Annotated in this window: 21 protein-coding genes; 9 read left to right on the top strand and 12 right to left on the bottom strand. The window is 74.2% G+C overall.

Translation table 11 applies throughout. From position 1 onward, the window contains the following. Positions 1-154 precede the first annotated feature (154 nt). The gene (locus tag ACFVIM_RS16990) at positions 155-580 is read left to right on the top strand and encodes an SsgA family sporulation/cell division regulator (protein WP_384301830.1); all 426 of its coding nucleotides are present in this window, start codon (positions 155-157) and stop codon (positions 578-580) included. A 61-nt stretch (positions 581-641) separates the two neighbouring features. After that, complete coding sequence (locus ACFVIM_RS16995) at positions 642-1487, top strand: helix-turn-helix domain-containing protein (RefSeq protein WP_384301832.1); 846 nt, start codon at positions 642-644, stop codon at positions 1485-1487. Here ACFVIM_RS16995 and ACFVIM_RS17000 read toward each other — a convergent pair. The 6 genes from ACFVIM_RS17000 to ACFVIM_RS17025 all read right to left on the bottom strand — a co-directional run bounded on the left by ACFVIM_RS17000 (position 1477) and on the right by ACFVIM_RS17025 (position 7320). Beyond that, positions 1477-1893, bottom strand: a complete 417-nt coding sequence (locus tag ACFVIM_RS17000; RefSeq protein ID WP_384301833.1) for a hypothetical protein — start codon at positions 1891-1893, stop codon at positions 1477-1479. The genes ACFVIM_RS16995 and ACFVIM_RS17000 overlap by 11 nt on opposite strands. 150 nt (positions 1894-2043) lie before the next feature. Then, positions 2044-2199, bottom strand: coding sequence for a hypothetical protein (locus tag ACFVIM_RS17005; RefSeq protein ID WP_384301834.1), 156 nt, complete (start codon positions 2197-2199; stop codon positions 2044-2046). Between the two features lie 58 nt (positions 2200-2257). Next, on the bottom strand, positions 2258-2650 hold the full coding sequence (locus ACFVIM_RS17010) for a hypothetical protein (protein ID WP_384301836.1): 393 nt from the start codon (positions 2648-2650) through the stop codon (positions 2258-2260). A 575-nt stretch (positions 2651-3225) separates the two neighbouring features. Beyond that, complete coding sequence (locus tag ACFVIM_RS17015; protein WP_384301837.1) at positions 3226-3615, bottom strand: SH3 domain-containing protein; 390 nt, start codon at positions 3613-3615, stop codon at positions 3226-3228. Positions 3616-4405: 790 nt separating this feature from the next. Then, on the bottom strand, positions 4406-6529 hold the full coding sequence (locus tag ACFVIM_RS17020; protein WP_384301839.1) for a phage holin family protein: 2124 nt from the start codon (positions 6527-6529) through the stop codon (positions 4406-4408). Between the two features lie 386 nt (positions 6530-6915). Next, the gene (locus ACFVIM_RS17025; RefSeq protein WP_384301841.1) at positions 6916-7320 is read right to left on the bottom strand and encodes a hypothetical protein; all 405 of its coding nucleotides are present in this window, start codon (positions 7318-7320) and stop codon (positions 6916-6918) included. Positions 7321-7589: 269 nt separating this feature from the next. On the opposite strand from ACFVIM_RS17025, the gene ACFVIM_RS17030 reads away from it, so the two are divergent. After that, positions 7590-8354, top strand: a complete 765-nt coding sequence (locus ACFVIM_RS17030) for an MBL fold metallo-hydrolase (RefSeq protein ID WP_384301843.1) — start codon at positions 7590-7592, stop codon at positions 8352-8354. A 92-nt stretch (positions 8355-8446) separates the two neighbouring features. Then, positions 8447-9091 (top strand): DedA family protein, encoded by a 645-nt coding sequence (locus tag ACFVIM_RS17035; RefSeq protein ID WP_384301867.1) that lies wholly within the window; start codon positions 8447-8449, stop codon positions 9089-9091. A gap of 208 nt (positions 9092-9299) precedes the next feature. Here ACFVIM_RS17035 and ACFVIM_RS17040 read toward each other — a convergent pair whose 3' ends face one another. Beyond that, complete coding sequence (locus ACFVIM_RS17040) at positions 9300-10589, bottom strand: aminotransferase class I/II-fold pyridoxal phosphate-dependent enzyme (RefSeq protein ID WP_384301845.1); 1290 nt, start codon at positions 10587-10589, stop codon at positions 9300-9302. A 400-nt stretch (positions 10590-10989) separates the two neighbouring features. Next, the gene (locus ACFVIM_RS17045; RefSeq protein ID WP_384301847.1) at positions 10990-12201 is read right to left on the bottom strand and encodes a sulfite oxidase; all 1212 of its coding nucleotides are present in this window, start codon (positions 12199-12201) and stop codon (positions 10990-10992) included. Positions 12202-12684: 483 nt separating this feature from the next. Between ACFVIM_RS17045 and ACFVIM_RS17050 the strand changes: the two genes are divergently transcribed. The 3 genes from ACFVIM_RS17050 (at position 12685) to ACFVIM_RS17060 (ending at position 15789) form a co-directional block, all read left to right on the top strand. Continuing rightward, positions 12685-14238, top strand: coding sequence for a bifunctional phosphatase PAP2/diacylglycerol kinase family protein (locus ACFVIM_RS17050; protein ID WP_384301849.1), 1554 nt, complete (start codon positions 12685-12687; stop codon positions 14236-14238). 116 nt (positions 14239-14354) lie between these two features. Further along, on the top strand, positions 14355-15164 hold the full coding sequence (locus ACFVIM_RS17055) for a methyltransferase domain-containing protein (protein ID WP_384301851.1): 810 nt from the start codon (positions 14355-14357) through the stop codon (positions 15162-15164). A 271-nt stretch (positions 15165-15435) separates the two neighbouring features. Then, entirely contained in the window at positions 15436-15789 is a 354-nt protein-coding gene (locus ACFVIM_RS17060) for a VOC family protein (protein ID WP_384301853.1), read from the top strand. A gap of 69 nt (positions 15790-15858) precedes the next feature. On the opposite strand, the gene ACFVIM_RS17065 is transcribed toward ACFVIM_RS17060, so the two are convergent. Continuing rightward, positions 15859-16893: an aminotransferase class V-fold PLP-dependent enzyme gene (locus tag ACFVIM_RS17065; RefSeq protein ID WP_384301855.1), complete on the bottom strand. Its 1035-nt coding sequence runs from the start codon at positions 16891-16893 to the stop codon at positions 15859-15861. Between the two features lie 47 nt (positions 16894-16940). Beyond that, complete coding sequence (locus tag ACFVIM_RS17070; RefSeq protein ID WP_384301857.1) at positions 16941-18269, bottom strand: DUF418 domain-containing protein; 1329 nt, start codon at positions 18267-18269, stop codon at positions 16941-16943. Between the two features lie 152 nt (positions 18270-18421). Between ACFVIM_RS17070 and ACFVIM_RS17075 the strand changes: the two genes are divergently transcribed. Together ACFVIM_RS17075 and ACFVIM_RS17080 are read left to right on the top strand one after the other, a co-directional pair. Beyond that, positions 18422-19069, top strand: coding sequence for a GNAT family N-acetyltransferase (locus ACFVIM_RS17075; protein WP_384301859.1), 648 nt, complete (start codon positions 18422-18424; stop codon positions 19067-19069). Then, positions 19066-19956, top strand: coding sequence for a PaaX family transcriptional regulator C-terminal domain-containing protein (locus ACFVIM_RS17080; RefSeq protein ID WP_384301861.1), 891 nt, complete (start codon positions 19066-19068; stop codon positions 19954-19956). The genes ACFVIM_RS17075 and ACFVIM_RS17080 overlap by 4 nt, the downstream gene beginning before the upstream one ends. 45 nt (positions 19957-20001) lie before the next feature. On the opposite strand, the gene ACFVIM_RS17085 is transcribed toward ACFVIM_RS17080, so the two are convergent. Both ACFVIM_RS17085 and ACFVIM_RS17090 read right to left on the bottom strand, forming a co-directional pair. After that, entirely contained in the window at positions 20002-21990 is a 1989-nt protein-coding gene (locus ACFVIM_RS17085; RefSeq protein ID WP_384301863.1) for a DUF5107 domain-containing protein, read from the bottom strand. A gap of 108 nt (positions 21991-22098) precedes the next feature. Then, a complete protein-coding gene (locus tag ACFVIM_RS17090) occupies positions 22099-22674 on the bottom strand; it encodes a GNAT family N-acetyltransferase (RefSeq protein WP_384301866.1) in 576 nt (191 codons plus the stop codon). Between the last annotated feature and the right edge of the window lie 97 nt (positions 22675-22771).

Below are 22771 nucleotides of genomic sequence, written 5' to 3' on the forward strand. Positions count from 1 at the left end.
CGCGAGGAACGAGCGATCGAGCACGTCGGACGCGAGACATCGACTAAAGCGCCCCGGAGGCGAAGAACCGCTAAAAAAACAGAAGAACCGCAAAAAAAATCACAGCGTCGTAGTGCGAGAGGAGCGGAAACCCGCAGGCGCCAAGGAGCCAGACATGCTGACCACCGTTGAACAGACCGCACCGGCCCACCTCGTCAGCGACTCCCCGCAGCCCGTGCCCGTGTTGGTCGGGCTGCGTTATGAGGCGGGGGATCCGCTCGCCGTCCATATGGTTTTCCCGGCCTCCGTGGCGCTCTATGGCGAGTCGGTGACCTGGACGTTCGCGCGTTCGCTGCTCGATACCGGGCTGCGGATCCCGTCGGGCTCCGGGGATGTGCGGATCTGGCCGCATGACCGGGCGCGCACGATGGTGGAGTTGCGGTCCGTGGAGGGTGTGGCCTTGCTGCGGTTCACCCGGGCCCGGCTGCGGCATTTCCTGGCGCATACGTATGCGACGGTTCCCGCCGAGCGGGAGGGCGGCGCGGTCCGTGTGGACATGGAGGGGGAACTCGCCGTGCTGCTCGGCCGTTCGCGCCCCTGACCACCGGGTCCGGGCCCTACCCCTCGTCCATCAGTCCGTTCTCCGTACTACGGTCGGGGCCATGAAGACTGTCACGCGTACGGGAGTGGGACCGCTGTTGCGGGACTGGCGCGAGCGGCGCCGGGTGAGTCAGCTGGAGCTCGCGTTGCGCGCCGATTCCTCGGCGCGCCACATCAGTTTCGTGGAGACCGGACGGTCCCGCCCCAGTGAGGATCTGCTGTTGCGGCTGGCCGAGCATCTGGACGTACCGGTGCGGGACCGCAATGCGCTGCTGCTGGCGGCCGGTTACGCGCCCCGTTACGCCGAGACCGCGCTCGACGATCCCGCCCTCCATACGTTGCGCGCGGGGCTGGAGCAGATCCTCGTGGGCTATGAGCCCTATCCCGCGCTGGTGGTGGACGGGGTGTACACGGTGATCGCGGCCAACCGGGGCATCGCGATGCTGCTGGAGGGGATTCCCGAGCATGTCCTGGCCCCGCCGCTGAACGCGATGCGGGTCACGCTCCACCCCGAGGGGCTCGCGCCGAGGATCCGTAATCTGCCCGCCTGGCGGCGCCATCTGCTCCACCAGATGGAGCGTCAGATCGCGCTCTCCCGCTCGGACGCGCTCCGGGCGGTGTACGAGGAGGTCGCCGCCTACCCCGCCCCGGCGTCTCGGGGCGGGTCCGGGGATCCGGGCGGGGATGGAGGTGCGCACGGGGGGCCGTCCGAGCCGGGCGGGGCGTTCCCCTACCCCTATTTCGCTCTGCCGATGGTGCTCGAACACCGGGGCAGGACGCTCTCGTTCGTCTCCTCGATCTCGACCTTCAACACACCGATGGACGTGACCGTCGCCGAGCTGGCCATCGAGACCTTCCTCCCGGCCGACCCGGCGACGGCGGACCAGCTGCGTTCACTCAGCGGGTGAGGGGCCGCAGCGCCACCCACTGGAGGGCCGCGAAGCCCGCGACCACCAGGGCCTGGAGGGGGATCCAGACGGTCCCGGCGGCCGTCGGGTCGAACCAGAGCACGAGCGAGACGAGGCTGAGCACCACCCAGAGCAGATTGACATCGACCAGGAGCTTCACCAGCGGCACCGGGGGCCGCTGCGCGGCGGCGAGCGCGGCGACCGCGAGGGCGTAGAGGACCAGGAAGAGGCCGACCGGCCGCAGGGTGTCCGGGTCGAGGCCGAGCAGCCGCCCGAGCGGGCCGGGAGCGACGGCGTAGGCGAGCCCGTTCACGCCGGTGACCACCGCGTCCAGGGCGATCACCCGGCGCAGGGCGGACTGCGGCTCGGTGGTGCGGGCGATTCCGGCGAGGAGCGCGGTGGACATAGGGATCAGCCTCCAGCGAGGTCGGGGTACGGGGTGGACCCCGGACGGAGTGCGCCGCCCGGGATCCGGTGCCCCCAGCCTGCCGCCGGGACCGGTGTCCGGTCGATGACGTCGGAGGTCATGGCCTCCTGGCAGGGGTGATGGCGGGGTTCACGTCCGCCGGTCCTGGGGTTCGTCCGGTCGCGGACGGCGTTCCTCGGGGGCAGTGTGCTCGGCCTCGTTCTCCGGCCGCCGGCGCCGCTCATCGGAGCGGGCGACCTCGGCGCGGATCAGTGCGTTGAGCGCGGCGAAGGGGTCGATGGGCATGTGCTGACTCCACCTGTGAGGGATGCGGTAGCTGAGGTGCCGGTGTGTTCGGCGCCGATCAGCAGCGCAGCACCTCGCGGCGGGGGGCGCGGGCCGGTGACGGACCCTGGTGGAGTGATCGGCCGGGTGCGGTGTCGGGCGCGCGCCCGGGGCCCGTCCCGGCCCGTCCGCCGTGGCCCGGGGGCCGGGCCGCCGTGCGGGAGCGGCCCCCGGCGGTGACGGTGGAGTCGCTCTCCTCGGGCGCGGTGCCGGTGGAGCCGTTCGATCCGGTGAGTCCGATCGAACCCACGGGGTCCAGGGGGGCGCCGGAGAGGGCGCCGAGGGGCCGTGCCTCGGGTGGGGTGGCGGGAGCCGCCGAGAGGGCGAGGGCGACGGCGGCGACCATCAGCACCGTGAGCACGGCGTGGGCAGAACGGGCCGCGAGAGCGTGCGCGGAGGGGCGCTGGGGCATGGGCCTGACCTCCTGGACGGTGTGTCCCCTGCCCCTCCGCTCTCCCCGCCTATGCCTTCCAGGAGTCCGATTCCCCCGTTCGGCCCTCCGGTGTCCCCCGTTCGGCCCCCGCCCGTTGCCCGGGTGGGTTCGGGCCCTGTCCTCGCCGAGCAGCGCTGACCCAGCGTTCCCGGCGGGGCGGTGGGCATGACAGGCATTCGACCCCTCGCGTCCGCCGGGCCGCTGCCGGGGCCCGCCTCACCGAGACCGGCCTGAGCATCCAACCCGTCTGATCAGCGGCACGACATCCCGAGTTCAACCTCAGCAGCCAGGACCCGAAAGGGCCGGAAAAGCACCGGGCTTTCCTGGAGTGAGCCCGGCTCATTCTGACCGCAGAGGTCAGAGCCGTGCGTGCGCTCGACCAGGAGAACGGATCGGACGACCCCGAGCGGTAGTGAAATGCAGGACCTCGCACCAGGTTGAGCCGGCCCGGGTGCGAGGTTTCCTGCTTTGTCGCTCAGCGCATGGGGTGAGTCGAGATGGACTTCCTCCTGAAGCGGCCGGCTCTGCCGGAGAACCGGTTTTGCGCCGGATGCCTATCGGCAACGAACCTCGCTACCGCTGCCCGTCAGGTTCCCGTTGTAGACCCAGCCGAAGGTGTTCGTGTTGTGAATAGCAAGGTAGGTCCACTCGTTGCCGACCTCATTCACGGTGAAGCAGTGCCAGTTCAGCCTTGAGTTCCGATCGACGGTGCCGACGATCGGACAGTTGCTGTGAGGTCCGCTGCGGATATGCAGCTCAGAGATGGTCGAATTGCCGTACGCATCGTCCCCGTTGTTATGCGCATGGTTCGTGCAGCCCATGGTGACGGGCGGCGTTTGCGGCAGGGACGAGTCCGGCGCGGCGCTGGCCGAGGCGACGTTGGAGCCCGCCACCAGTGCCGTGATGACCGCGCAGATTCCCCATGCGCGTCGAGTTCGCGTCATATCAACCTCCTGTCTCTGCTCGCTCCTCGTCTGCCGGAGCGAGTTACGAAATCCATATGCGAGCGGACTATCCGTGAAAATTGGAGATCGATTTCATTCGATAATGGGTTATGAATTCTTCTTACCGTGAAGCAGGCGTGAAGCTTCAGGGTGAGCCACCCTAGTGAGCAGCCTTGAGGCGCGGCTAGGCGAGAACACGCCATTGACTCTCCCTGTTTTTTGCTCAAGTTTCATCGACATCCCCATGGCCCGTTACGGGAACATGTAGAGCACCGGCGATCTCCCTGGAAGCACTGCGTTCAGGATGCAGTGGCTTGTTCTAGATCGATAGATATACGCCTGAAGGGGCGTCGAGAGCAGCTCGAAAGCGCACGTGCGCCCATGGAATTCGAAGCTTCCGCGTCGCGCTTCGTGAAGAGAATCAGCAGAGCGTGGAAGAGCCACCTGGGTGGGGCCGAGATGCGCTCGTACTCCCGTCAGAAATCGCCGCCTGAGCTGGTCGGTCTCGTTGTTCCGGGCATGGCGGGGATGGGCGAATCTGGCCTATGGGCTGGGGAGTTGGCGTCGGCTTTCGCCTGTGTGGCGGGCCGGTTCCCGCGGATGGATCCGCGGTGGCGGATGCGGGGCAGCCCTGAGGGCCTGTCTGATGCATCAGGCGGGGTCGGGTAGCGGGGGCTGGGACAGGGGGCGCTCCCCCAGGCTCCGCCCGGGGGCACCCCCACCCGGGCCGGAGGCCCAGGGGCAGTGCGCGCCAGGGCACGACGGACAGACGGGACTTCGCGGAGAAGGCCTAGACCCGTTCGTGGTCGCGTTCCACCGACGCGAGCGGTATCTCGGGCCCGTGGCACTCCCCGAGCCAGCGGCGCAGCACCCGGTGCACCCGCTCCGCGCCCACCAGTTCCGTACCGGACAGTTCCGTACCGGACAGTTCCGGGCCGGACAGTTCCGGGCCGTCGGCGTGCTCCGCGAGGGGCGGGGACAGCTCCAGTGGCGAGAGCAGGAACGGCTGTGACTGCTCGCCCCCCAGGCCGCCGTGGGAGCCGATCTGGCTCTCGAAGGCGTGCACCCGCCCCGTCTCGGGGTCATAGCTGGAGTTGATCATGATGTCGGCGACATGCGGGAAGGAGTCGGTGCGCCGCACCGCGTCCGCCGCGCCGGGGCCGAACCCGGCCAGCGGTCCGTCGTCGCGCAGCTCACCGATCGGCACCTCGGCACCGCCGGGGCCCAGCACCACCGAGCCGTGTTCCTCGCTGCGCACCAGCAGGAACCCGATGCCGGGATGGTCGGCCAGGGTGCGCAGCAGCGCCGGATGGCGGGCGTCGATCTCCTCCCGGCTGAGCCGGTGCGGTACGTCGGGGAAGGAGACCAGCGCCAGGTTGCCGGAGGCGAGCACGATCGGGTCGGCGCCCGGACCGGCCTCCGGGAGGTCTCCCTCCTCCGGCTCCCGGTGCAGCGCGCCGAGCAGGGCGTCGGCCGCCGCGTCCCTCGCCTCGGCGCCGCACGGGTTGCGGGATGCCCGGCGGGTGACGGGCAGCCCGCAGCCCGCCCGTACGGCCTCGCGCAGGGTCAGCCCGTACGCGCCTTCGAAGGTCTGTCCGGGGCTCTGGCCGTGGTCGGACAGGAGCACGATCCGGTAGGGCCGGGGGGCGTGGTCGGCGGCGCGGGCGATCAGGGCCAGGGAACGGTCGAGGGAGGCGAGGACCTGGGCGGCGTCCCGGCTGTGCGGTCCCGAGTGGTGGGCGACCTCGTCATAGGCGACCAGATCGGCGTAGACGGCGGTGCGCCCGGCGAGCATGTCGCCGATGACGGCGGCCACCACCACATCGCGTTCCACGACGGTGGCGAAGGCGCGGACGAGGGGGTAGAGCCCGCCCCGGCCGATCCTGGGGCAGTCGCCGCGCAGCCGGGACGCCAGCGACTGGCGGATCTCCCGCCCGACCTCGGCGACGAAGGAGAGCGCGGTACGGACGGCGTTGGCCGGGTCGGAGAAGTAGGCGAAGTACCCGGCGCGGGAACGGTTCGCCCGGCCGCGCCGGGTGGAGACCGAGAGCACCAGCGCCACCTGGTCGGCGCCGCCGCTGAAGAGGTTGCCCCGGCTGGCGCCGTCGGCGGTGAGCAGCCCGCCGTCACCGGTGCGGCGTACCGCCCTGCGCTGGAGCTCGACCGCGCTGGCCGGGCGGTTGCTGACCATGAGGCGGCCGGTGTCCTTCTCGTACCAGCGGAAGGCGGGCACGTCGTAGGTCGTGCCGTGCAGGATGCCGAGCTGGCTGGCGCCGGTCTGGCTGGACCAGTCCGTACGCCAGGGCGTGAGCCGGTGCGTTGTGTCGATCCACGCGGCGACGGTCGGCATCACCCCGTCCTTGGCGGCCCTCAGCAGCACCTCGTGGCCGACGCCGTCGAGCTGGAGGAAGACGATGCCCGCGCTGCCGGGGCAGCTCGCGCCCTCCGCCCGGCGGGAGCGGCGGGTGGCGAGCCGGGACAGCCGGCGCCGGTAGGCGTCGTCGTCCCGGACGGCGAGGGCGGTGGAGGTGGCGGAGGCGACGGCCGACATCGCGGCCGCGACGACGATGGCGGTCCGCGGGTCGGCGGCGCCGCCGCCGGGGATCAGCCGCAGCGCGACCAGCAGCAGTGTGCCGTTGAGGAAGAACACCAGCAGCCCGAGCACCAGCGCGGGCACCAGCAGCAGCGCCCGCACCACCAGCGGCCACACCAGCGCGGTGAGCAGTCCGAAGGCGCCCGCGCCCCAGGCGGCGGTCAGGGAGGTACGGGTGAGGGACTCGCCGTCGTTGGACTGGAGCTTGAAGTCGGGCAGCAGCCCGGCGAGCACGAGCATCGTCAGGGTGGACACCGCCCACACCGCCGTCACACGCAGCAGGGCGCCCCCCGCTCTGCGCCATCGTTCGGCCACGCGCATCCCTCTCGTCCTCGGCACCGGCTTCCAGCGTTGCACAGCGCGCGGAGGGCGCGGAGCGGGCCCTCGCGGAACTGCGGCGGGTCCGAAGCGGGACCCAAGGTCAACGGCCCGGCCACGGGGGCGCACGCGGGCGCGCGAGGGGCGGCGGCGAGGGCGGCGGATGTGCCTGCCGCCACGGCGGGCGGCACGCAGGGCGCGGGAGGAGTCGGCCGGGCGCGGCTCGTGGACGAGGGAAGGGCGAACCGGTGCCCAACGGGAAACCGCCACGGCTGGGGGTTGCGGGGCGCGGGCGCGTGGTCAGCGGCACCTTCCGGACCCGGATTCCGGCCGTCGTAGCCCGCCGTCGGACCCGCTCAGCAGCCGTCGCAGCCCGCCGTCGGACCCGCTCAGCAGCCGTCGTAGCCCGCCGTCGGCATCGAGAGTCTGCGGTGGACGTCCGCCTTCATCGCCGCGTCGTAGACCGGCTCCGCCAGATCGGCCGTCTCGATCGGGACACCCCGCCGGGCGCACTCCGCCGTGAACCGGTCGACCGAGGCCAGCGCACGCGCCAGGACCCGGGTGTTCGGTGTGACGAAGCCGTCGACCCGTCCCTCCTCCACATCGGCCCAGAGCCCCCGGTGGTCATGGCGGAGCCCGTGGACGATCAGATGCCGGGTGATGGTGTGTCCGCGTTCCTCCGCCCAGCGGGCGCACATCGCCCGCTGGCCACGGGTGTCGACGAGGAACGGATCGTCGTCGAGCTCTTCGAGGGGGGTGAGGCTGGCGATGGCCGCCATGCGTAAGCCGCCCATAAGTCCTTACCTTCTGCTTCGGTCTACGCCGTACCCGGCCGGGCCCGACCACCGCCGTGGCGTCCGCCCGCGTCGTAACCGCCGACCCTACTCCGGATCAGGGCCTACGCTCGTACCCGGGGAACGGCGCGCGCGGCGACACCGCGCGCCCCTCCTGGACCACCCACAGCGGCACGACGGCACGAGATGAACGTACGGATGACAGAGCGCGACGGCGGGACGGCGGCGTCCACGGCGCCGCGCCGTCGGGGGAAAGGGGCCGGGTAACGGTGGAGGTCACCTGGTGGGGTCATGCGACCTGCACGGTCGAGGACTCCGGCACACGTGTGCTCACCGATCCGCTCTTCGTGCGGCGACTGGCGCACCTGCGGCGGCGGCGCGGCGCCCTGCCGCCCCCGGAGGCGGCCGTCGCCGACGCGGTCCTCGTCTCCCATCTGCACTCCGACCACCTCCACCTGCCCTCGCTGGCCCGGCTCGCGCCCGGTACCCGGGTCCTCGTGCCCGGTGGGGCGAGCCGTTCCGTGCCCCGGCTGGCCCGGCTGGGACTCGCGGTCACCGAGGTGGTGCCCGGGGACGAGGTGCGGGTCGGGGATCTGACCGTACGGGCGGTGCCCGCGCGCCACGACGGGCGGCGGCTGCCGGTGGGGCCCCGGCACTCCCCCGCGCTCGGCTATGTGATCACCGGCGAGGCGCGGACCTACTTCGCCGGGGACACCGGACTCTTCGACGCGATGGCGGCGGCGGTCGGCGAGATCGATGTGGCGCTGCTCCCGGTCGGGGGCTGGGGCCCCTATCTCGGCCATGGCCATCTGGACGCGGGCCGTGCCGCCCAGGCCCTGGCCGCACTGCGGCCGGGCTCCGCCGTGCCGGTGCACTACGGCACCTACTGGCCGATCGGGATGGACGGGGTGCGCCCGCACGAGTTCCACGCGCCCGGAGACGAGTTCGTCCGGCAGGCGGCGCTGCTGGCGCCCGGGGTGACCGTGCACCGGCTCGGTCACGGGGAGCGGGTCAGACCGGTGACGGCGCGGTGAGCGGCCTGGCGGCGGAGGTGCTGGGCACCGGCCCCGCCCTGGCGGCCGACGCGGCGGGCCTGGTCCGCGCGGGCGGAAGCCTGGCGGTGGACATGCTGGAGCTGGCCAGACTGCCCTCGGAGTCGACCCAGCGGGCCATCGGCTATCCCACGCTCTTCGCCCTCATCGCCCTGGGCGCGCTGGTGCCGGTGGTGCCGACGGGGGCCCTGGTGAGTTCGGCGACGGTGGTGGCGCTGCACCAGACGGACCCGCTGGCGCTCCTCCTCGTCTTCCTCACGGCGGCCTCGGCGGCCTTCCTCGGGGATATGACGCTGTACTGGCTGGGGCGGCGCGGAGTGCGCTCGCGCAACGGCTCGCGCTGGCTCGGCCGACTGCGCGACCACGCCCCGCCGGACCGGCTGGAGCAGGCCCAGCGGCAGCTGGAGGAGCACGGGGTGACGGTCCTCGTGCTGTCCCGGCTGGTTCCGGCCGGGCGGATTCCGGTGATGCTGGCGTGTCTGCTCTCCGGGATGACCCTGCGGACGTTCGTCCGCGGAAGCCTTCCGGCCGCGCTGGCGTGGGCGCTGACCTACCAGCTGATCGGGGTCCTGGGCGGCTCGCTCTTCGCCCAGCCATGGCAGGGGGTGGCCCTCGCGGTGGGGCTCACGCTGCTGATCAGCGGGGTGCCCGCGCTGTGGCGCAGACTCCGCCACCGGCGCCCGGGGCCGGACCCGGACACCCCGACCCAGCGGGCCTGACCCGCCCGCGGGCCGGTGGGGCGCCGGGGCGGGGCGGTCAGGCCCGCCGGGGCGCTGGTGTGCCGGGTATCCACGTGGGTTCGCACCTGTTCCCGGCTGTTCGCCCGTGTCGGCGCCGGTCCGCAGCGCGCGGCCGGTGACTCCGTACGGGGGCGGGGACCCCGCCTCCGTACGAGGGACGGCACCCCGCCTCCGTACGCCCGTGTGGTCAGCCCAGCTCGGCCAGGGCGGCCGTCAGCCGGGAGAGGGCGTCGGCGGTGTGCGGAAGGGCCAGGGGGTCGGGGGCGGTCAGGGAGAGCGCGCGGGTCTCGGGCGACGGGCCGAGGAGGTACGCGGTCGCCAGCCGGACCCGCAGCGCGCCCAGCTCGTCACCGAAGCGGTGGCCACCGGGGGCGGGTGCGCCGAGACGGGCGGAGAGGTACTCCTCCAGGTCCATGGAGTCGCTCACCCCCCGGCGGGCGAGCCCCGGTCGCAGCGGCCCGAGATCCGCGTAGAGGTGGCGGCCCGCGCGCGGCGGCCGGGCGAGCGCCCCGGCGGCGGTCACGACGGTGTGCACGGCGGTGGCGAGCGTGGCGTGCAGGGCGGCGGCCCCGGAGATCCGCGCGGCGATGGACGGGGGTTCGTCGAGGGCGCGGGCGGCGGCCACCGCCAGCGGCTCGGCCACGAACCCCCCGAGGGCGGTCAGCAGATCGAGCACCCGGTCGCGTACGGCGGCGGCGCCGACCGGGAACCGGGCCACGGCCACCGGCCAGGAGGACGGCAGCAGCGCCCCGGTGAGATCGGCCAGGACGGTGACATCGCCGGGGCACATCTCGGCGGGGCTCACCAGCACGGTCTCGTGCGGCCGGTGCAGGGTGTCGCGCCAGGTCTCGTCGCTGACGATATGCAGCCCCTCGGCGACGGCGGCCTCGCACGCCTCGCGCACCAGCTCCGGCGGCGGAACCGTCGCGGTCGGGTCGTCGGCGACGGAGAGCAGCAGCAACCGTGGCTCGCCGCCCTCGGCCCGCACCCGCCGCACGGTCTCCAGCAGGGCGTACGGATCGGGCACGCCACCCGACTCGGCGGGCGTGGGCACGTGGTAGGCGGGCCGTCCCAGCAACCGGGCCTGGGGGGTCCACCAGGCGGGACACGGCCGGGGCATCAGCACATCCCCGCCATGGGCGGCGAGCACCGCCGAGAGCAGCGGCTGGGGCCCGGGGGCGGCGACCACCTGGTCGGGGACGCTGCGCAGCCCGCGCCGGGTCCAGTAGCCGCAGGCGGCCTCCCGCAGCACCGGCCCGCCGCCCGGGGGCTCGCCGTGGGCCAGTCGGGCGGCCCCGGCGAGGGCGTCGGCGAGGTCGCCGAGGACGGGCAGCCCCGGTTCGGGGGCGGGCGGACCGTAGCGCACGGCGCCGCCGCCCGGGTCCGCCGCGCCCCCGTCGCGCGTCGGGCCGGGACGGTGCCGGTCGGTTGCGGTGCCGTGGCGGGGCGGCTGGGTGACGCCGTGGGGTTCGTTCACACCAGGGCGTGCGTTCGCGCCAGGGGAATCCGACGAGCCCCGAGCTTGGTGCGTGTCGTGGGGTTCGTGCGCGCCGTGGGCTTCGTTCGCGCCATGGGGTTCCGTGGAGCGCATGCCGCCGCCTCCCGGGGTCGTCCGGGCCCGGCCACGGGCCCCTGGGTACCTCGTGTCCGCGCGTCAGCCCCGGGGACGGTGACCCGTTCTCCGGCGACCCTGCGTCACGGGCCGCCAGGACCGGTCGCGATCGGCCGGAATGCCGTCGGGATCGATCGGGATTCCGTCGGGGATGTACACGCGCCTTTATACGGGGGTCGGGACGGGCGCGCACACCGGGGACACGCGGAGGACACGCCGGGGCGGACCGGCGAGGGCGCGCCCCCGCACTCCCGCGCGGCCGCGCTCACTCCACCGTGACGGGGTGGCGGACCACGGCGTCGAAGAGATACCCCTGGGTGTTGTGGACGGCCCGGGCGGGCTGGGTGTTCCCGGCGCGGTCGGTGGTACGGGTCAGCAGCTCGGCCGGACCCGCCGAGCGGGGGCACCAGGGCGCGCTCCAACGGACCCACTCGTCACGGCGCGGGGTGTCGCACAGGGACACCGGGCGCCAGCTCACGCCCCCGTCGGTGCTGAGGTCGACGCGCTCCACCGGAGCGTGGGCCGACCAGGCGCGCCCGGTCAGCCGGTGTGTCGTACCCGCCGCCACGGTGGCGCCGAAGGGCAGCTCGATGGCGCTCTTGAGGGTCTGCCGGGTCAGCGGCGCGCTGCCCTCCGGCGGATGGGCGTCGCCGAAGAACCGGTAGAAGCGGGTGTTCCAGGGCGAGCTGAGCGGGGTGTCGCTGACCTCGATGTCGCCCACCCACTTGATGGAGGCGATCCCGATCCAGGACGGGACGACGACCCGGACGGGGTAGCCGTGGTCGTACGGGAGGGGTTCGCCGTTCATCTCGTACGCGAGGAGGACATCGTCCAGGGCCTTGGCGACCGGCAGCGGGCGGCGCACCCGGCCATGGTCGACACCCTCGCTGACGAAGGGGGCGTCCAGACCGCGTGGCATCACCTCGACGGCGGCGGCCGACAGTCCCGCCCTCAGCAGGACGTCCCGCAGCCGTACCCCGCGCCAGCGGGCCGCGCCGACCGCCCCGAGGGTCCAGGAGGTGCCGCTGACCGGCTGGCCCTGCTGGGTGGTGAAGAGGGTGCGGCCGTTGCCCGCGCACTCCAGCACGGCGGTACGGGTGACGGAGGGCAGCGACCGCAGCTCCCCGTAGCCGAAGCGGACCGGGCCGCCGTCGAGTCCGGAGCCCCACACGGTCAGGCTCCAGTCGCGTTCGTCGATCCTCGGCGTGGTGGTGTGGTTGCGGACGAAGAAGCGGTCGGCGGAGGTGAGCGGCCCGGTACCGCGGAAGGCGTCGAACCGGCTCTCGGCGTTGGTGCCGCGCACGGTGAAGTACGCGGTGGGCAGGGGTTTGACGATGCCGGGCGCGGCGGTGGGGACGGCGGTGGCGGCCTCCGCCCCGGCCCGGGGCAGGGCGTCGGCGGGCCGGGGGGCGAGCGGGGCGGCGGCGAGGGAGGCGGCGGTCAGCTTGAGGAGGCTGCGGCGGCGTGCGGGATGCATTTCGGAGCTCCTTGAGACGAACGGACGAAGGGGCGAAGGGGCGGACGGACGAAGGGGCGGACGGGCGGAGAGGCTGCCAGACGGACGAACGGTGACGTCAGGGGCGCGCGGGCCGTTCAGCGACAGACGCGCGGGAAGTGACGGTCGGACAGCCGTGGGGCGTCACGACGCGCGGGACGTTCAGCGACAGTGGGCGCGGGACCGGCGGACGACACGGTGGAACGCGGCGGCGAAGGAGGCCACATGGCCGGGGTGCGCGTTCACGGACCGGATCGTAACCAGGGCGGTGGGGCCACCGACAGACGGCGATCAGCGGCGGTGACCGGTGGGTGAGGGCCGACGGCGGTGACCGACGCGGGTGACGGCCAGCGGCGGTGACCGGTGGGTGACAGCCCACCGACGGGTGGCAGTCCTCCGACGGCGGGGTCTTCCGAATGGAGCCAGGTCGGCGTGCCCGCCCCCGTGACGGGGTACCCGCGACCCATGTCGCACCCCAGTACACACATCAGCACCCACACACGTTCCCTGCCGGCCGCGCTCGCCCTGCTCAGCCGGGTGGACCGGCGGCTCTTCCACACCGTCGCCACCCGGCGGTGGCCGGGGGCCGAGCCGGTGCTGCCCCGGCTGAGCCGCGGCGCCAACCACGGGGTGCTCTGGTTCGCGGCGGCGGCCGGGATCGCCGCGCTCGGCACCGGGGGGCGGTCACGGCGGGCCGCCGCCCGGGGAGTGGCCTCGCTGGCGCTGGCGTCGGGTGTCATCAACACCATCGGTAAGCGGTCGGTGCGCCGGACCCGCCCGCTGCTGGACGCGGTGCCGAGGGTGAGACAGCTCAAGCGCCAGCCCTGGACCACCTCCTTCCCGTCCGGGCACGCCGCCTCGGCCGCCGCGTTCGCGACCGGTGTGGCACTGGAGTCACGGGGGTGGGGCGCGGTGGTGGCCCCGGTGGCGGCGTCGGTCGCGTTCTCGCGGGTCTACACGGGCGTGCACTATCCGAGCGATGTCCTGGCGGGCGCCGCGCTCGGCGTCGGCGCCGCCTTCGCGCTGCGGACCCTGGTGCCGACGCGGGCCCAGCTGCCGCCGCCCGGCCGGCCGAGGGCCGACGCGCCCGCGCTGCCGGAGGGCGCGGGCCTGGTGGTCCTGGTCAACCGGGAGTCCGGCCCCGCCGCGACGGGCGGGGTGCTCACGCTGGGCCCGGCGGGGGCGGCGGGCGCGTCCGCCACCGTCCAGGCCGAGCTGCCCGAGGCCAAGGTGCTGGAGTGCGCGCCCGACGAGATCGGCCCGGCGGCCGAGCGGGCCGCCCGGGACTGCCGCGCGCTCGGGGTCATCGGCGGCGACGGGACCATCAACACGGTCGCCGCCGTCGCCGCCGCCCACCGTCTGCCGCTCGCGGTCTTCCCCGGCGGCACCTACAACCACTTCGCCTACGACCTGGGCATCGAGTCCGCCGCCGACACCTGTCGCGCGCTGACGGCCGGGGAGGCGGTACGGGTGGACCTCGGCCGCTTCACCCCGGGCCCCGACGGCGACGGCGGGCGCCCCGGCTACTTCCTCAACACCTTCAGCCTCGGGGTCTACCCGGAGCTGGTGACCCTGCGTGAACGCTGGTCGGGCCGGGTCGGCGGCTGGCCCGCCGGGGTGCTCGCGGCGCTGCGGGTGCTGCGCCACGGCCGTCCGCTGGAGGCCGAGGTGGCGGGCCGCCGCCGCCCGGTGTGGCTGCTGTTCGCCGGGAACGGGCTCTACGATCCGGTCGGCCCGACCCCCGGCCACCGGCTCGACCTGGCGGACGGCCTGCTGGACGTACGGATCGTCCACGGCGGGCGCTGGCCCGGCGCCCGTCTGGTGGCGGCGGCCCTCGCCGGACCCCTGAGCCGCTCCCCGGTGCACGCCGCCGAACGCCTGCACCGGCTGCGGATCGGCGGACTCGCCCCCGGGACCCGGCTGGCCTTCGACGGCGAGGTGCGCGAGGCGCCCCCGGAGCTGGTGCTGGACAAGGTACCGGCGGCGCTGACGGTGTACCGGCCGCAGACGCTGCTCTGAGCGGGCCCGCGAGCTCGCCATCCCGCTATTCAAGACAGATCTTCTCAGCATTCGGTCTCCTTCCCTACGGTGGACCCATGGTCCGGAGCGTCCCAACGCCACCAGAAGGAGCCGTCATGCGCGCGGAGAACGCCGTCTACACCCATGGCCACCACGAGTCCGTGCTGCGGTCGCACACCTGGCGGACGGCGGCCAACTCGGCCGCCTATCTGCTCGGGGAGCTGACGCCGGGGGCACGGGTGCTGGACATCGGCTGCGGACCGGGGACCATCACGGCCGATCTGGCGGCACTGGTGCCCGAGGGCCATGTCACCGGGGTGGACCGGGCGGCGGACGTGGTGGCGCGGGCGCGCGAGCACGCCGCCGCGAGAGCCCTGGAGAACGTGGAGTTCCGGGTGGGCGACGTCAACGCCCTGGACTTCCCCGACGACTCCTTCGACATCGTCCACGCCCATCAGGTACTCCAGCATGTGGGCGATCCCGTCCATGTCCTGAGAGAGATGCGGCGGGTCTGCCGCCCCGGCGGCGTGGTCGCCGCCCGGGACAGCGACTACGGCGCCTTCACCTGGTTCCCGGAGGTGCCCGCGCTGGACGACTGGCAGTCCCTGTACCGCCGGGTCGCCCGCGCCAACGGGGGCGAGCCCGACGCGGGACGGCGGCTGCTCTCCTGGGCCCGCGCCGCCGGTTTCACCGACATCCGCGCGGGCGCGGGCAGCTGGTGCTTCGCCGGCGCCGAGGACCGCGCCTGGTGGAGCGGGCTCTGGGCGGACCGCACGGTCGCCTCCGTCTACGCCCGCCTGGCGGTGGAGGGCGGGCACACGACGCGGGAGGGACTGGACGCGGTGGCGGCGGGATGGCGGGAGTGGGCCACCCATGACACGGCGTGGTTCCTCGTCCCCCACGGCGAGATCCTCTGCCACGCCTGACCCCGCGCGGCCCGTGTCCACCCCACGCCGACAGGACCCGCGCCCACCGCGGGCAGCCGGTTTCCGCCCCTTGTGGGCAGGCGTCCCGCCCGGGGCGATGGAGGTTGCCCGCAGGGCGACACTCCGCACGCGGGCGCGGCCCGCGAGAGAGGTCGGGTCGGGAGGCGAGAGGGAGTGCCGGGAGGGGAGAGGGAGTGCCGGGAGGGGAGAGGGAGTGCCGAGGGGGAGAGGGAGTGCCGGGGGGCGGGGGCGGCCAACTACCCTCCCCCGTATGGAAATTCTGGGCACCACTCTTCGCATCTGCGTCACCGACCTGGACGCCGCCACCGCCTTCTACCAGCGGCTCACCGGCAGCACCCCGCAGCGTTTCGAGCGCGGCGGGGTGTCGGTCGCGGCCGTGGGCTGTTTTCTGCTGATGAGCGGGCCGGAGGCGGAGCTGGAGGTGTTGCGGAAGGTGACGGCGACCATCGCGGTGCGGGATGTCCTCGATGTCTATGCCGCCCTGTCCGAGGGCGGGGCCCGGATCGTCGCGGGCCCGGTGCCCACCCCCGCGGGCCGCAATCTGATCGCCGTGCACCCCGACGGTTCGGTCTTCGAGTACGTCGACCGCAAGGTGCTCACCTGACCCGGGCGCCGCGCGGCGCCCGAGCCGGAAGGGCGCCCTCCGCCGGGCCGGACGCGCCCGGTCGGTCCGTCAGCCCGTCAGCACCTCCAGCGCCAGGTCGACGTCCTCCTCGGTGGTGGAGATATGGAAGGAGCACCGCAGCCGTCCCGCCCGCACGGCGGCCACGACGTCCTGCGCGGCGAGGCGTTCGGCGGTGCCCGGCGGCACGTCGAGGGAGACGATGGCCGAGTCGCCGGGGGCGAGGCCGAGTCCGGTCCGGAAACGGTTGGCGAGCGCCAGGTCGTGGCGGTGGATCGCCGGGATGCCCAGATCGTCGAGGAGTTCGAGGGCGGGGGCCTGCCCGGCCCAGGAGTTCCAGACCGGGGAGACGTCGAACCGGCGGGCGTCGGCGGCGAGGCGCAGGGGGGTGCCGTAGAGGGAGTCCCAGATGTCCTCGCCCGCGTACCAGCCCGCCGCGAGCGGGGGCAGCTGGGCCAGCGCCTCCTCGGTGCCGGTCAGGAACGCGGTGCCGCGTGGCCCGAGCAGCCACTTGTATCCGGCGCAGACCAGCAGGTCGATCCGGTCGGCGGGCAGGGGCAGCCAGCCCGCGGCCTGGGTGGCGTCGACGAGTACCCGGGCGCCGTGCGCGGCGGCCGCGTCCAGGATCGCGTCCAGGGGGGCGAGGGCGCCGTCGGCGGACTGTACGGCGGAGACCGCGACGAGGTCGGTACCGGGCCGGATGGCGTCCGGCAGTGCGGCGAGGGGCGCCGGGCGGACGGTGATCCCGCGCTCCCGTGCCGCGAGCAAGGGGAAGAGCAGGGAGGTGAAGTCGCCTTCCGCCACGACGACGTCGGCGCCCGGCCGCAGCCCGGCGGCGACCAGGCCCACCAGTGGGGAGACCTGGGAGCCGATCGCCACGCGCGCCACGGGCACCCCGAGCAGCCGGGCGAAGGCGGCCCGCGAGCGGTGGACGTGTTCGTCCATCTCGGCGGGTCGGATCCGCCCGGCGGCCCGGTCGCGCTCCGCCGCGAGGGCGGCCTCATGGGCGGCGGTGGGCGGGATGCCGTAGGTGGCGGTGTTGAGGTAGCGGGTGCGGTGGGGGAAGAGGTGCCTGGGTGACTCCATAGAAGGATCGTGCGGGAGGCACCGGCCCCGGGGCAACGCCCCCCGCGTCAGCGGGCCCTGCCCCTCCAGTCCGGCCGGGAGAGCCCGCTCCAGGCCCGGAGCAGCCATTCGGCCGGACCGTACGGATGGTGCCGCAGCCACCACTGGCAGACGGCCGCCTGGACGGTGAAGAGGGCCAGCGCGAGGGCGAGGAGCCCGGCCGGGGAGACCTGGCCGACGAGTCCGGCGCCGTAGCCGGTGAAGAGCAGGGCGCACACCAGGGACTGGGTGAGGTAGTTGGTCAGGGTCATGCGTCCGGCCGCCGTGAACAGCGCGGTGACGGGGTGCTCCCGCCAGCGCCGCGCCAGGAGCAGCACGGTCGCGGCGTAGGCGGCGGCCAGCAGTGGGGCGGTGACGACGTCGACGCCGATGCCGAGCACCTGGTAGCCGGTGCCCTGGCCCGGCTGGGCGGAGTGGGCGTAGACCACGCCTCCGGCCAGTCCGGCGGTCAGTCCCCAGAGCTGGAGCCGCCGCAGGGCGCCGGGGTGCTCCGCCGGGTCGGCGAGCGCGCGGCGGCGGCCCGCGGCGAGCCCCAGCAGGAAGGCGGCGAGGGCGGCGGGCGCCTGGAAGAAGACCAGCATGACGGCGACGTCGGGCAGTTGGTCCAGGTGGGCGCCGATGACGGACGCGGGCCCGCCCCGCAGGGCCTCGGTCGCCGCCTCGGCGTGGGCGGTCAGCGTGGCGGTGCTGGTACCGGTGGTGTCGCGGAGGGCGAACGCCAGCAGGGCGTAGGCGGCGCCGGTGACCGCCAGCAGGGTCACGGCGATCCGTACGGCGGTGCGCGGCCGTATGCGGTGCAGGGCCAGCAGGATCAGACCGAGGACGGCGTAGGTGGTGAGGATGTCGCCGGGGAAGAGCAGCACCGCGTGCAGGGCGCCGAGGACGAACAGGCCCGCGAGGCGCCGCAGGAACCGTGGCGTGAACCGCGTTCCGCGCCGTTCGGCGGAGGCGAGCTGGAGGGTGAGTCCGTAGCCGAAGAGGAAGGAGAAGAGCAGGAAGAACTTGCCTTCGAAGAGGACCGCCACGATCCAGCGCACCGCCTGGTCCAGCGGCCCGTCGAAGCCGGGCTCGGCCAGTCCGGCGCCTCGGTAGGCGGAGGCGAGGAAGGTGATGTTGACGATCAGGATGCCCAGCAGCGCGAAGCCGCGCAGGGTGTCGACATGGGCCAGCCGTGCGGGCGCGGCGGGGGTGGTGGAGCGGGGTGGCGGGGCGGCGGCCCTCCCGTGGTCGCCGCCGCCGTCGGCGCCGCCGCCGGATCGACTCGTACCGCCGGTACTCCCGGAAGCGCCCGTACCGCCGGTACCGCTGCCGCTGACGGGTGGGGTGACGTGGGCCATCGATGGACCTCCTCGAAGAAACTATCGCTTCTTGAACGCTCGTACCGAGAATGAACGTACTACACTCGTTCCTCATGATGGACCGAGGATCATCCCGGACGGACACGGCACCGCCCGGGGCGGACGGGACAGCGGATGCGGAAGGCGGCGCGATGAACAGGGAGAAGACACCCAGCACCCGGCAGGAGGTGCGGCGGGAGGTCCCGGCGGCGGCGCGGGCGCGGGTGGCCGCGCTGTACTGGGAGGCGTTCGGACGCAAGCTCGGCCCGGCGCTCGGCCCGGCGGAGACCGGACGCGCCTTCATCGCCCGGCATCTCCACCCGGACCGGGGCATCGTCGTCCTCGACGGCGAGGAGGTGATCGGTGTGGCGGGGTACCAGCTCGGCGGACGTGCCCTGACCGGCGGCGGGGCCAACGATGTGCTCGCCGCCTACGGGCGGGTGCGCGGAGTGCCCCGGCTGGCGCTGCTCGCCCTGCTCGAACGCCGGGCCGCCGACGGCGAACTGGTCATGGACGGGATCGCCGTCGACCCGGCCCACCGGGGCCGTGGGGTCGGCGGACTGCTGCTGCGCGAGATCGCCGCCGTCGCCGCCGACCACGGCTGCCACCGGATCCGTCTCGACGTCATCGACACCAACCCCCGGGCCCGGGCCCTGTACGAGCGCCACGGCTTCGCGGCGGTCCGCACCACACGCACTCCCTGGCTGCGCGGACCGATGGGGTTCAGCGCCGCCACCACCATGCGCCGCCAGGTCACGGCCGCCGACGCCCGCCCCGCCGCTCCCGGGCGGACACCATGACCGACACTCCCTTCCGGCCGGAGGTCTCCACCCGGCTGCTGGTGCACGCCCTTGTCCGCGAGGACGGCACCGTCGACGCCGCCGAGCTGTACACCGTCGCCGGGCTGTTCGGCATGAGCGACCAGCAGGTGCGGCTCTGCGTCAAACGCCTGGTCGCCGAGGGCCGTTTCACCCATGAGGGCCGGGGCCGCAAGGCCGTGCTGCGGGCCGTCGCCGATGTCACCGGCGCCCTCGCGCCCGACGCCGACTACGTCCGGTACGCCTACGCCCAGGACGCGGGGCGCGCGCCCTGGGACGGCCGCTGGCACCTGTTCGCCTTCGCCATCCCCGAGACCCGGCGCGCGGCCCGTGACACCCTGCGCGACACGCTGGTCCACCTCGGCGCCGCCCCGCTCCACGCCGGTCTGTACGTCAGCCCCAACCCCATCGAGGACCATATCGAGGCCGAGGCGCGCCGGCTCGGTGTCCTCGACGCGGTCACCTTCCTCACCAGCACCGATCTGCGCACCGCAGGCACCGAGGCCCCCGCCGCGCTGGCCGCCGCCCTGTGGCCGCTCGATGAGATCGCCGCACGGTACGAACGCCTCACCGCCTTCGCCCGGGCCGGCCTCACCCGGCTCACCTCCCCGGCGGGCGCGCGCACCGAGGCGGAGCAGCTGGTGATGGCCGTGGAACTGGCCGCCGAGTTCAGCCGGGCCATGCGCCCCGACCCGCTGCTCCCGCCGGAGCTGCTGCCCCGGCCCTGGCCGGGCGCGACCGCACGCCGGCTCTCCGCCGAGTGCTGGGAACGGCTCCTCGACAGCCGGACGGCGCTGTCGGCGGACCGTCCGCTGCCAAGGCTGTTCCGCCTCTACGCCGACGTGGCGGCACCGGACGGCGACGGCTGACGGGACGCGGGGGCGCGACCTCAGCGCCCCTCGGCGGCCCGGGCCTCAGCGCCCCTCGGTACCGGGCCGCATCCGGTAGTCGTACTCCTCCGGCAGCGGCTCGTCCGTCAGAGACGCCCACACCTCGCCCAGGACCTCCGAACCCTCTCGTAGATCGGCGACCTCGAAACCGGCGTCGAAGATCGCGCGGGCCGCCTCCCGGTGCCCCTCCGCGAGCAGCAGCCGGGCGTGGAGCAGCCGGAACCGGCCCCGGCGCTGGACGGCGGGGCGCAGCCGGGCCCAGACCGAGCGGGCGTCGGCGGCGCGCCGCTCGCGCAGCAGGGCCTCGATGGCCTCGCGGCCGAGCGCGGCGGTCGCCGCCGTCCAGATCTCGCCGTCGTCGCGGCGCTCCTGGCAGAGGTCCTCGAAGGACTCCAGATAGCGGTCGGCGGCCCGCTGGTGGTGGCCGACCTCCTGGTCCGCGACGGCCAGACAGCGCAGCAGCGGCCAGCGTGAGGGCGCGAGTTCGAGACCGCGCTCCCAGCTGCGGACCGCCTGGGCGCGGTCGCCCGCGTGCCACTGGGCCACCCCGAGGTGGTATTCGGTGAGCGGCTCGGCGGGCGCGGTCTCCAGCATGTCGCGCCAGTGCTGGGCCACCAGCGAGTCCCCGGGCGGGGCGACCCGGCGCGGCTCCGGGAAGACCCCGCTGTCCAGCAGGGAGCGCCAGGGCGCCTGCTCCTCACCGAGGGTGGACTCGTCGAAGGGGGTGCCCGGCAGCTTCAGCCCACCGCGCAGGACTTCGAGCGCGCCCCAGCCGGAGCCGGTGGCGAGGGGGCGGACCGGTTCGGTGTCCGCGCTCGCGCGCCAGGCGGCGTAGGCGGCGTCCACGGCCTCGGCGGGCAGCGCGTCGGCGAGCCTGGCCCCGACCTCGGCGCGGACGGCGGCCCAGTCGTCGCCGTGGACGGTGGCGGGGTCGGCGCTCAGCGGCCCGTACGCCTCCAGCCAGCTCAACTCCTCGCCGCCGTCCAGCCGCAGATGTTCCAGCTGGGTACGGGCGAGCCCGGCCTGGATCTCGGCGTAGCCGACGGTGCCGGGTTCGGTGAGCCAGCGCTGCCACCGCCGTCCGCCGGGCCCGCTGCCCCAGCGGAAGAGCTTGCGTCCGCGCAGGGCGCCGGTGGAGGTCTGCGCCAGTCCGTGTCCGTCGGCGCCGAGGGCCGCGATCCACTTCCGCCCGTCCTCGGGCAGTTCGTAGAAGTAGTCGGCGGGGAACTCCCCGTCCGCCGGATAGCTGTGGTCCTCCTCCTCGTGGACGGGGGCGGGGATACGGTCCAGCCGCCGCGCGTAGCCGAAGTGCCACGCCTCGTCGGCGGGGGTGACGACCCGGGTACGGGGGTGCTCCTCGACGGCCGTGTTGGACCACCAGTAGACCGGCGCGGCCCGCTCGTGCGGATTGCGGATCCGTACCCCCACACGCAGGAACGCGGAGTCGGCCGGCAGCCAGAGGTCCACTTGGAAGGGCAGGTCCCGCAGTCGCTCCCACTCCCAGAGCCGGACCATCTCCCCGCCGTCGGGCGCGGGGACGACGGCGGCGTGCAGCGGGGCGACGGCGAGGGTGCCATGGCCGGTCGCGCCGATGTTCCACTCGATGCCGCCGGAGAACCAGGCCCCGTTGAGGGCGAAGTCGGCGGGCTGGAGGACCGGGTTGCGGTAGAGCAGCTCCCGGCCGGTGGGCTTGTGGTGGAGCCCGTGGATCCGGCCGCCGAGTCCCGGCAGCACGGTGACACGCAGCTGGTCGTTCTCGATCACGATCGCGTCGAGGTCCCGTTCGCTCCGCTGCCGTCCGTAGCCGTCGCGCACCCGGACGGGCAGCAGGGTACGCAGGGGTTCGTAGCCGATCTGCCAGGCCATCTCCCGGGGCAGCTCCCGCCGGTCCCGCTCGGTCAGTTCGCCGAGGGAGTGGGTCTGGTCCAGGGTGCGCAGCGCGGGCAGCGGATTGGCCGGGCCGACGGGGGCCACGGGGAGGGTGAGTACGGTACGCCGCACGGTGGTGGCCAAGGCAACCTCGCTTCACTGTCGCTCAACTCGCCGTGGGGCCGGTTCCGGTTCGCCCGGCCCGTGACCATGGAACAGGGTCACGGCCGCCGCGAACAGGGGTTCCGTGCGTCAGTCTTTCCCCGCCGCCCCGGTCTTCCCGGCGGGCAGGGGCGGGACCATCTCGCTGGTGATCGCCCAGCGCTCGTGGTCGCGCCAGGCGCCGTCGATATGGAGGAAGGCGGGCGAGAACCCCTCAAGCCGGAAGCCGAGGGAGCCCGCCAGCCCACGGGAGGCGGCGTTGCCGGGCTGGATATTGGCCTCCAGCCGGTGCAGCCCCAACGGCCCGAAGGCGTGCCGGACCACCAGGTCGAGCCCCTCGCGCATCAGCCCCCGGCCGATCGCGTGCGCGAAGCCGCCGTAGCCGAGGGCGCCGCAGCGGAAGGCGCCGTGAACGATGTTGTTGATGGTGACGTACCCGGCGATCCGCCCGTTCTCCGCCCGCTCGCAGAGCAGGAACCCGGCCCGGGCGGGCTCCTCGATCAGCCGGGCCGCGTACCCGGCGTACTCCTCGGCGGTACGGGGCGGGAAGAGCCAGGGGCGGTGGTGCGCCTCGCTGGCGCGGACGGCGGCGGTGAACTCCTCGGCGTCGTCGTAGGTGAAGGGGCGGATGGCGATCCGGGGACCGGCCGCGAGCACATCGATCATGGTCCCTGACCCTAGGTCGTGTCGGTGGCCACGGGGCGGCGCGGGGCCGCGCGGGGCGGCGCGGGGCCGCGCGGGGCCGCGCGGGGCGGCGCGGGGC

The sequence above is a fragment of the Streptomyces sp. NPDC057638 genome, assembly GCF_042800315.1.
Lineage (GTDB): Bacteria > Actinomycetota > Actinomycetes > Streptomycetales > Streptomycetaceae > Streptomyces.

Coding starts and splice junctions, on each gene's coding strand:
- ACFVIM_RS16990 (WP_384301830.1), top strand. CDS start 155: ATGCTGACCACCGTTGAACAGACCGCACCGGCCCACCTCGTCAGCGAC.
- ACFVIM_RS16995 (WP_384301832.1), top strand. CDS start 642: ATGAAGACTGTCACGCGTACGGGAGTGGGACCGCTGTTGCGGGACTGG.
- ACFVIM_RS17000 (WP_384301833.1), bottom strand. CDS start 1,893: ATGTCCACCGCGCTCCTCGCCGGAATCGCCCGCACCACCGAGCCGCAG.
- ACFVIM_RS17005 (WP_384301834.1), bottom strand. CDS start 2,199: ATGCCCATCGACCCCTTCGCCGCGCTCAACGCACTGATCCGCGCCGAG.
- ACFVIM_RS17010 (WP_384301836.1), bottom strand. CDS start 2,650: ATGCCCCAGCGCCCCTCCGCGCACGCTCTCGCGGCCCGTTCTGCCCAC.
- ACFVIM_RS17015 (WP_384301837.1), bottom strand. CDS start 3,615: ATGACGCGAACTCGACGCGCATGGGGAATCTGCGCGGTCATCACGGCA.
- ACFVIM_RS17020 (WP_384301839.1), bottom strand. CDS start 6,529: ATGCGCGTGGCCGAACGATGGCGCAGAGCGGGGGGCGCCCTGCTGCGT.
- ACFVIM_RS17025 (WP_384301841.1), bottom strand. CDS start 7,320: ATGGGCGGCTTACGCATGGCGGCCATCGCCAGCCTCACCCCCCTCGAA.
- ACFVIM_RS17035 (WP_384301867.1), top strand. CDS start 8,447: ATGCTGGAGCTGGCCAGACTGCCCTCGGAGTCGACCCAGCGGGCCATC.
- ACFVIM_RS17045 (WP_384301847.1), bottom strand. CDS start 12,201: ATGCATCCCGCACGCCGCCGCAGCCTCCTCAAGCTGACCGCCGCCTCC.
- ACFVIM_RS17050 (WP_384301849.1), top strand. CDS start 12,685: ATGTCGCACCCCAGTACACACATCAGCACCCACACACGTTCCCTGCCG.
- ACFVIM_RS17055 (WP_384301851.1), top strand. CDS start 14,355: ATGCGCGCGGAGAACGCCGTCTACACCCATGGCCACCACGAGTCCGTG.
- ACFVIM_RS17060 (WP_384301853.1), top strand. CDS start 15,436: ATGGAAATTCTGGGCACCACTCTTCGCATCTGCGTCACCGACCTGGAC.
- ACFVIM_RS17065 (WP_384301855.1), bottom strand. CDS start 16,893: ATGGAGTCACCCAGGCACCTCTTCCCCCACCGCACCCGCTACCTCAAC.
- ACFVIM_RS17070 (WP_384301857.1), bottom strand. CDS start 18,269: ATGGCCCACGTCACCCCACCCGTCAGCGGCAGCGGTACCGGCGGTACG.
- ACFVIM_RS17075 (WP_384301859.1), top strand. CDS start 18,422: ATGAACAGGGAGAAGACACCCAGCACCCGGCAGGAGGTGCGGCGGGAG.
- ACFVIM_RS17080 (WP_384301861.1), top strand. CDS start 19,066: ATGACCGACACTCCCTTCCGGCCGGAGGTCTCCACCCGGCTGCTGGTG.
- ACFVIM_RS17090 (WP_384301866.1), bottom strand. CDS start 22,674: ATGATCGATGTGCTCGCGGCCGGTCCCCGGATCGCCATCCGCCCCTTC.